Source organism: Ferruginibacter sp. (genome assembly GCF_031430955.1).
Classification (GTDB): domain Bacteria; phylum Bacteroidota; class Bacteroidia; order Chitinophagales; family Chitinophagaceae; genus Ferruginibacter.
Window position 1 is genome coordinate 1 of sequence record NZ_JANPCM010000151.1, and the last position, 9,872, is coordinate 9,872.

The 9,872-nt window shown below is 36.1% G+C and carries 4 protein-coding genes; all 4 read right to left on the reverse strand.

Going from position 1 to position 9,872, the window contains the following annotated elements; translation table 11 throughout:
* Positions 1-1,366, reverse strand: a 1,366-nt coding sequence (locus ACY65O_RS04075) for an FG-GAP repeat domain-containing protein (RefSeq protein ID WP_462219571.1), incomplete at its 3' end; no start/stop codon positions are given.
* Positions 1,367-1,380: 14 nt separating this feature from the next.
* Complete coding sequence (locus tag ACY65O_RS04080) at positions 1,381-4,740, reverse strand: FG-GAP-like repeat-containing protein (protein WP_462219572.1); 3,360 nt, start codon at positions 4,738-4,740, stop codon at positions 1,381-1,383.
* Between the two features lie 61 nt (positions 4,741-4,801).
* On the reverse strand, positions 4,802-8,179 hold the full coding sequence (locus tag ACY65O_RS04085; RefSeq protein WP_462219573.1) for a VCBS repeat-containing protein: 3,378 nt from the start codon (positions 8,177-8,179) through the stop codon (positions 4,802-4,804).
* Between the two features lie 102 nt (positions 8,180-8,281).
* Positions 8,282-9,872 (reverse strand): RagB/SusD family nutrient uptake outer membrane protein (locus tag ACY65O_RS04090; protein ID WP_462219574.1); only part of this gene is annotated, 1,591 nt, incomplete at its 5' end.

A 9,872-nucleotide genomic window follows, 5' to 3' on the forward strand; every position in this document is an offset into this window, starting at 1 on the left:
ATTTATTGGGAATTTTTATCTCCGGGAATTTTTTCATCAGCGCCATATCCTTATCCTTCATGTCGCTGTTTTTTATCTTCTCCTGTATTTCGGTATTGTAAATAAAATTTACATAATCCATATCGTTAAGCCGCTTGGGGATACCATTGGCTATAAATAAATCTTTCAAACCATCGTTATCAAAGTCCATAAACAAAGGCGCCCAGCTCCAGTCCGTAGCGGAAATGCCGGCGTGTACTCCCGTTTCGCTAAACATACCATTGCGCCTGTTATACTGCAACATATTTCTGGAATACTGGTAATTATAACCCGAAGCAATTTTGCTAAAAAATACGTCGTAATCATCATCCCCTAATGAACGTTTTAAAATATACGGATCGGCAGCCAGCATATCCATCGAAATTATTTCAGGATAGCCATCATTATTTGCATCAGCAATATCCACCCCCATCGAAAATTTACTGGTGTGCATCAGCCTTTGATTATTCTCTTCAGAAAAAGTTCCATTTTTTTGGTTGATATACAGGTAATCATTTTCATGAAAATCGTTACCGATATATAAATCGGGCCAGCCATCTAAATTAATATCACTAACGGCAATGCCGAGCCCATAACCAATTTCGGTACTGTTAATTTTGCTCTCCCTTGTTACATCAATAAAATGATTGCCTTCATTGCGATACAATTTATCACCCGATAAAACACTGTAGGTATTTACAAAATTATTACGGGGAGCGTAAGAACTGCTTTGATGAATGGAATGATTTAAAAGGTACACATCCAGGTCGCCATCCATATCGTAATCAAAAAATGCTGCCTGTGTGCTGAAGCCCGAAAAATCTAATCCGTATGTCATTGCCTCGTCGGCATAAAACGGAATGCCATTTTTTATTCCTTTACAAACCAGCAGTTGATTTTTGCTGTTTAATATTTCATACTTACCTACTTTGCAAACATAAATATCCAGCATGCCATCGTTATTAATATCTACAACAGATATTCCTGTTGACCATCCCTTATCCTGCGGAACGGCGGCTTCTGCTGTTGCATCTTTAAAATGCAGCCTGCCTTCATTTATATACAATTTATTATCGCCCTGGTTAGCTGCAAAAAATAAATCAACTAATCCATCATTATTAAAATCGCCTGCGCCAACGCCGGCACCATTATAAAAATACATGTAATTAAACATGTTAAATTTTTCTGTAGGTGTTACTTTGTTATTAAAATGTAAGCCTGTTTTATCATCTTTAAGCACTTCAAATAAAACAGGAAGAGTAGTTTTGTTTTTATTTTTACATGAAGCAAAACAAATGCAAAAAATTACACAGCTTAAATAAAAAATATATCGGGTAGTTTTAATCATGCTTTCAATAGCTGTTACTTTATGGCAAGCGTTTTTTTCTTTATTACTTCATACAAAACAGGCAATTCATTATTTTGCAAGAAAAGAATATTTATTTTATTATTTCTTTTTACCAAAACCAAACCTCGTACCTGGCCGTGTACTGCAATGCCAGATTCCATTTGGCTGAGTACAGAAAAATTACCTCTGCCATCATTAATTAATATATCTCCTTTGCTGGCATCCAGCCGTCCCAGCTGAGGCTGAAAGCCAAATTCATTTCCGCCAACTACCAAATCAATTTTTCCGTCTTCATTAATATCAACAGGCAATACATTTTTTACAGAAGAAAGCTGGATACTTACCGGCAGATTTTGCAAAGAAAAATTTCCGTTGCCATTATTGTAAGCAATACAGGATGAGGAATAGTTAACTTTTTTTACTGTGGCTTTGTCGATTATTTCCTTGCTGAATAATTCCTGCACCGATTTATTTGCATAATCATTATTACGGAGGTTTTGTTTTTTTAGCATGGGCATCTGGCTCTCTAATTCCCCTTTCATAAATACGGGTTTATCTTTTCCATCAATTGTACGGGAAATTATTTTATCCGTTTGCCCGTTATTATCAAAATCGTTTAAAAATAATTTTACGGGATTATTATTGCCGGGATGCAGGTAAAAATTTTCTCCAAGGTTTCCTAAAATTAAATCCTGTTTGCCATCGCCATTTAAATCTGCAACAGCCACAGTTTGCCACCAGCCCATTTTATCATCAAGGTTAGTTTTTATTGCCGTAAAATTATTGTTGCTGTATTTAAATATTTTAGGTGCCATCCACTCGCCTGCAATAATCAATTCATGTGCTGCATCTCCATCTGCATTTGCCCACACAGCACCTGTAACCATTCCTGCATCGGAAATTCCTTTGCAGCTTTCAGCAGGCATGTCTTTAAAATTTCCTTTGCCATCATTAATATAAATATGGCTTTGCGGCGTAAGGCCGTACTCGCCACTTACACATCTTGCACCCACAAACAAATCTAAATCACCATCATTATCAAAATCGCTTGCAACAGCAACGCTTATATTATCTTTATTGGGAGGAAAAGCAGTTGTTGAAATTTGAAAGTTGCCCTTACCATCATTTATAAATAGCCGATGCTGCAGGTCCCTGCTGGAAGGTATTGCAGCGTTGCCACCAGAACATAACAGCAAATCATTGTCCCCATCTTTATCACAATCAAAAAATAATACTGCTCCATCTACAAAACCGGTAAACTGTTTAAATATCAATTCATCTTTTTTTATAAACCCGCCGGAGCTGTTTTGTAAATACAATTGGCCTTGTTTAGCAATAGTTCCTCCAATATAAATATCATCCAGTCTATCACCGTTTACATCTGCAACAGCAGCTTTTGGCCCATCATGCGAAAGCATTTGTGGTATGGCTTTCTCCCTGTAAAAATCTGTAAAATCATCATCTATATTTTTTTCAAAATCAGATGACACTATTTCAAACAAACTGGCTGACTGAGTTGCTGGTTTATTATTTAATTTTTCGCCATTTACCGGCTGTATGTAATTAAGGTATTTATTTATTTCAGGATGAATAACTTTTGTATAAGTAAGATTTGGCCACACAATAATCAATGAATCAATTTGTACTGCATTTCCAATACCAATGCTTTGTTTATAATCTACCGATGATTGAAAGCCACGGCTGGGCATTATTTCTTTTGTAAGCATCTGATCTTTTTTATACACTATTATTTTACTGCCCACCGCAAATGTATTTTTATCATTGCCTTTTAAAGAGATGCCGGTAAAATTATTTTTATTTTGTTCCCTGCTGTTATTTTTAAAAACAAAAGCTGGTTCATTAACATTATTGACAACTACATCAAGATCGCCATCATTATCCAGATCTGCATAAGCAGCCCCATTGCTAAATGAGTTTTTATCAAAGCCCCAATCTATTCCTTTGTCTTCAAACTTTAAATTTCCCAAATTTCTGTACATTTTATTGGGCACTGCAATAGAAGGGATTTTATTCACCAGTTCTGAAAGATTTTTTTGCCCGGTGGCCATTATCTTTTCTTTTATTTCATTGGCATCAAAACTTAAAAAATCCTGGTTGGTAAGATCACGGTAAATGCCATTACAAACATACAGATCGTTTAAGCCATCATTATCTGCATCAAATATTAAAGCACCCCAGCTCCATTCGCTTGCATTAACGCCGCTGTAATTAGCAATGTCTTTAAATTTTCCACTGCCATCATTTAACTGCAATGTATTTTGTAAATACTGATGAAAAAATCCATTACGTTCTTTTAACCGAAACTGATCAATATCATCAAAACTCAATGTTGTTTTTAGTCGGTAATCATCTGCAGGCAACATATCTGTTGTAAATATTTCAGGATAACCATCATTGTTGATATCGCCAAAATCGGCACCCATTGATGCATAACTATTGTGCCCAACTCTTTCTTCCAGCTCATCTTTAAATGTTCCGTTCTTTTGATTAATGTATAAATAATCCCTTTCAAAAAAATCATTGGATACATATACATCAGGATAGTTATCATTGTTTACATCACCAACTGTTACGCCTAAACCAAAACTCATTAATGTACCGTGAATGCCGGCCTGTTGGGTAACTTCTTTATAAAAGCCATTATCATTTTTGTACAGGTGATCGCCGCCGCCCTTTAAATAATCCGGTACATTCCAGTTAGCTGCAAATACATTACGTTGTTTTGGATAACCCAAACTGTTTACCGGCACCGGGCTGTTATCAATTTTAAACATGTCCAGGTCGCCATCCAAATCGTAATCAAAAAAACTAACCTGTGTTGTATAGCCCGAATCTTTGAGTCCGTACTTTTCCGCACTCTCCGTAAAAGTCAAATCTTTATTATTTATAAAAAGCTGGTTACTTCTTAATGCAGCATTATGCATACTGCCTGCATTGCAAACAAAAATATCCAACCAGCCATCTGCATTAATATCTGCCATTACTACACCTGTACTGTATTGCTGTTTATCAATAAACCCGGCTTTGGCAGAAATGTCTTCAAATTTAAAACCTGTCTTTGCGGCAGGCAGGTTGCTTTTATTTAAAAAAAGTTTGTTGCTCCCCTGGTTGGCTGTAAAAAAAACATCGGCCAGCCCATCATTATTTATATCACCAGTTGCCACTCCACCGCCATTATAAAAATTTCGGTAATTTAAAATATTGATAGTGTCATTATCTGTTACTTTATTTACAAATTGAATTCCTGAATTTTCAACTAACTCAAATAAGGGTTTAATTTTTTGCTGTTGCTTACAGGAAATGATAAGCAACAATGAAAGCAGCGCCAACACACAACTCCTGGAGGGTTCCAAACCCTCCCAGAGTTTGCAAAAAAACTCTGGGAGTTTAGATACAGTAAAATATTTATAAAAATTATTTCTTTTTGATTCCATCATTCAGTTTATATAAAAAAGGAAATTCATTATTTTGCAGGAATAATAAATAAGTTCCTTTTGAATTTTTTATTTTCGCAATATCCCTTAACTCTCCTCTTAAATTCAAACCTGTTTTTTTTGCATCCTGCCACATAAAATTACCTTTGCCATCATTAATCAGCACATCACCAAAACTGGCATCTAATTTTTCAAATTGCGGTAAAAAACCAAACTGGTTACCTCCTGTTACTAAATCAATATAACCATCGTTGTTTACATCTACCGGTTGTATTGCATTAATGCAGGAAAGCTGCGTCATTACCGGTAATTCTTTTACTGTAAACTTGCCATTGCCTTCGTTAATAGCAACACAGGAAGGAGCATAGGTAAATTTTTTTACTATGGAAGATGCAATCATTTCTTTTAAAAAAAGATCTTGTATTGATTTGTTTGCATAATCGCTGTGTTTCAAATTTTCTTTTTTAAGACTGGGTAATTGATCCTGCATATCACGTTTTAAAAACACCGGCATATCTTTACCATTAATGGTGTAGGTCATAATTTTATCAATATCACCATTCTTATCATAATCATTCATCCACAATTTTGCCGGGCTGTCAGCTTTAGGGCATAAATAAAAATTATCGCCAATATTGCCCAAAATTAAATCCTGCTTACCATCGTTGTTTACATCTGCAACAGCAACCGATTGCCACCAGCCAAACTTATCACTGATAGTTGTTTTTACTTCATCAAAATGATCTTTATTAAAAGAAAAAATCCTTGGCGCCATCCATTCACCAACAATTATTAACTCTTTTTGTTTGTCGCCTGTTACATCTTCCCATAAAGCACCAGTAACCATTCCTATATTTGCAATGTCAGGATTTTTTGTTTGAGCTATGTCTGTAAAATGCCCTTTACCATCATTTACAAATAAATAACTCTGCGGATCTCTGCCATAAACGCCAGGATAACTTCTTGCACCAATAAATAAATCAGGATAGCCGTCATTATTAAAATCGTTTGCAATGGCAATACCAATATTCATACTCATGTTAGGAAAAGCTGCACTGTTTAAAGTAAAATTCCCCTTACCATCATTGGTAAATAACCGCAATTGCAGTTCCCTGCTGCCAATGGGACGATTGTTTCCTCCCGGGCAAATAAGCAAATCCATATCTCCATCTTTATCATAATCAACAAATAATACTGCCACATCTTCAAATTCAAAAAATGGTTTAAAAGCATTTTCATCTTTCTTTATAAATGCGCCGTTGGATGTTTGCAAATACAATTGTCCAATTTTCCCCTGTGCACCGCCAATATAAATATCAGTTAATCCGTCGCCATTTACATCTGCAGTTGCAGCTTTGGGTCCTTCCCGGGAAAATACTCTTGGAATTAAACGTTCGTTATAAAAATCAACATATTCATTTTCTTCGTGCTTTTCAAAATTGGTTACAACTTTTGAAAAAAATGTTTCTGAAAGTTGCCCAATTATAATTTTTTCTGGTACAGTTTGTATTTTTGTTTGATTAAAACTGTGTACTTTATTTATTTCGGGTAAACTAAATTTGCTCGTGCTTATATCCGGCCATGTAATTATTGCAGAATCAATTTTGGTAGCTGTTCCCAATCCAAAAATTAATTTATAATCAACTGATGATTGAAAACCCCGGCTGGGAATTAATTCCTGGGTAAGAATTTGATCACCAATATACAATTGTATTTTACTGCCGATAGCAAAAAGGTTTTTTCCTTTGCCTGTTAAAGCAAATCCTATGTAATTATTTTTATTAATTTCCCTTGATTGATTTTTATAAATAAATGTGGGCTGGTTTTGGTTGCATACAATTAGATCCAGGTCGCCATCATTATCTAAATCGGCATAAGCCGCACCATTACTAAAAGTGGGTTGTGCCATTCCCCAATCGGCACCAATATCAGTAAATCTTAAATTTTTATCGTTGCGGTAAACTTTATTGGGTAATGGGGTAAGCGGTATTTCTTTTAAAATATTTTCAACGGCTTCTTTTTTGCCGGTCATTACCATTTTTTGGTTAACATCATTAGCAAAAAAATCCATAAAGTCGAGATTGGTTACATCCTTGCCCACGCCATTGCAAACATACAAATCGTTCCAGCCGTCATTATCCATATCAAATATTAAAGCACCCCAGCTCCAGTCTGTTGCTGCTACGCCACTGTACCTGGCTATGTCAATAAATTTGCCATCTTTATTGTTTAACTGCAAACAATTTTTGGTGTACTGATAATAAAAGCCTGATTTTAATTTATCGGTAAATAAACTGATATTATCGAAAGATCCGGTAGTTTTTAAACGGTAATCATTTACGGGCAACATATCTGTTGTAAATAAATCAGGATAACCGTCGTTATTAATATCAGCAATATCGGCCCCCATTGATGAAAAGCTGGTATGCTGAAACCATTGCTCCATCTCATCTTTAAATGTGCCGTTTTTTTGATTGATGTATAAATAATCCCTTTCGTATGAGTCGTTACTTACAAAAACATCAGGCCAGCCATCCCTGTTAATATCACTAACGGAAACGCCAAGCCCAAAACTTATTAAGCCACCATGTATGCCGGCCTGAGATGTAACTTCTTTAAAAATATTATTATCGTTTCTGTATAAGTGATCGCCCCCACCTTTTAAAAAATCAGCAATTTTCCATAAGCTGTCAGGCATATCTCTTCTGTTGGCAAAATTTAACTGATTAATTGGGATGGGGCTGTTGTCAATCATAAAACAATCCAAATCGCCATCCATATCATAATCAAAAAAAGAAACCTGTGTGGTGTATGCAGAAATATCCAAACCAAATTTTGCAGCAGCTTCGGTAAAGGTTACCTCACCCCTTCCCTCTCCATCTGGAGAGGGGGAAAGGTGATTATTAATGTACAATTTATTTTTTCTTGTGCCAGTACCCATGTGCCCTGATGAGCAAACATAAATATCTAACCAGCCATCGCCATCCACATCTGTAAAAACTGTACCCGTATTCCATTTGTCATCTTTTATAATTCCTGCTTTATCACTTATATCTTCAAATTTAAAATTGCCTTTGTTAATATACAGTTTATTTGCGCCAACGTTTGATGTAAGGAATACATCGGCAAGTCCATCATTATTTATATCACCCAGTGCAACACCATTGCCATTATAAAAATTTCTGAATAAAAAACCATTTTCCAGGCTGTCGTCAACTACTTTGTTATTTAAATCAATGCCGGTATTCTCCATCAATTCAAACAATGCTTTGCTTGGGCTGGTATTATCAGATTTATTTTTACAGGAGTAAAATATAAAAATTGCAACACAACATAAATAGAAAGAGGAATTTTTCATCAAAAAATAAAACGTTTGTAAAACACTATGTAAAAGTAAAAGGCCATTGAAACAATGACCTTTTACGAAATTATGATAAAATACAGTTACTACATTTTGTTATTAGTACCCTGGATTTTGTTTTAGGTTTGGATTAGCTGCCAATGCCTGAGAAGGTATTGGATACAAAAGATATTTTGGATCGTCAGCGGGTTTGTAAGGCCATGGTCTTAAAAATACACCAAAACGAATCAGGTCAGTTCTTCTAACCCACTCTCTGTATAATTCCCTGCCTCTTTCTGCAAGTAATGTTGTAGGTACAAAATTTGTTGCAGCTACCAGCGTCATTGAAGGCAGTGGTGCAGCTCCTCTTGCAGCCCTTAAAGTATTAACCATCGTTAATGCTCCGGCATTATCCGGCGCTGCTTTTCTCATCATTGCTTCAGCAACCATTAATACAGCATCAGCATACCTGAAGATAATAACGTCATTACCTGCTGCTCCATCGTAATTTGCAAAATCGGGTGCATATTTTAAGATACGAATACCCGTTGCTTCTAATAAACCCGGTACAGTTTCAAACATACCAGCGCCAATTACAGGATTAAAGCTTAATAATTTTGCATTTGGTCCATCAGCTGCAACCCAGCCTCTGTAATGTTTTTTGTTACCCAAATCGTCAAATTGCTGACCAATTAATAAACCTGGTCTTAACCCAGAACCCGGTACATCAGTCACACCTTTTTTAAACCTGCCTCCAATTCTTTGATCAAGTAAAGTATCTGAAGGTGTTTGAGTAGTAGCAGTAGTAACACCAAAAGTGTTATAAAATTCTGCAACGGTAGAAAATCCGTTCCATCCTGCGTTAGGTGCCTTTGGATCATAAGAATTATAGTGGAGTGTACTGTACCAGAATGAACGTACATCCATATTATTTGCTGAAACACCGGAGGTGTTATCATAAGCCCAAATAGCTTCTTTTGTTTTTGACTGATTATCTGAAGTAAAATTATCAAAGTACTCAGGAGTGTAAGAATACCTGCCAGAACTGATAATAGCATTACCCAAAGTAATTACCTGCTGCATATCAGCATCAGCAAATGTTGGTGTTGCCCTGTTAGTAAAAGCACCTCTGTTTAAATAGCACCTCATCAATAAAAACCTTGCAGCATCTGCAGTGCCTTTGTAATTAATGTTGGCACTTGCTGCCGGCATAGTAGCTAAAATTGCATTTAATTCGCTGATAATAAAATCTGCAGCTGCTGCTCCTGATTTAACTTCAGGTGCATTTAAAAGATTATCTCCCGGATTTCTTATTGGAAATTGTCCGTAAAAATCTAAGATATTATACAATGCATAAGCTCTTAAAAATCTTGCTTCTGCAGCTTGGGCTGGCGTAGGGCCAAATGCTAATACGTTGGTAGCATCAAAGTTAATTTTGTTTAAGCTGTTGAATGTACCCAGGATAGAACCCAAATCTGCATTCCAGCTGTGATTGTGCATTACTCTCCAGGCGCCATTATCATCCCAATCTCCAGCTCTTGTAGCCACAAGAGATTCATCGGAAGCGTTGCCGGTAAGATTTATTAATTGGCCAACATCACCAAACGGGCCAGTTAAATCTGAATAAGCGGCTTTAAGTAATAAGCCTGTACCGGAAGAACCTAAGGCATCAGCAGTTTGCTGGTTGGTAAGGGTGCTGTTAAGCCCCTCG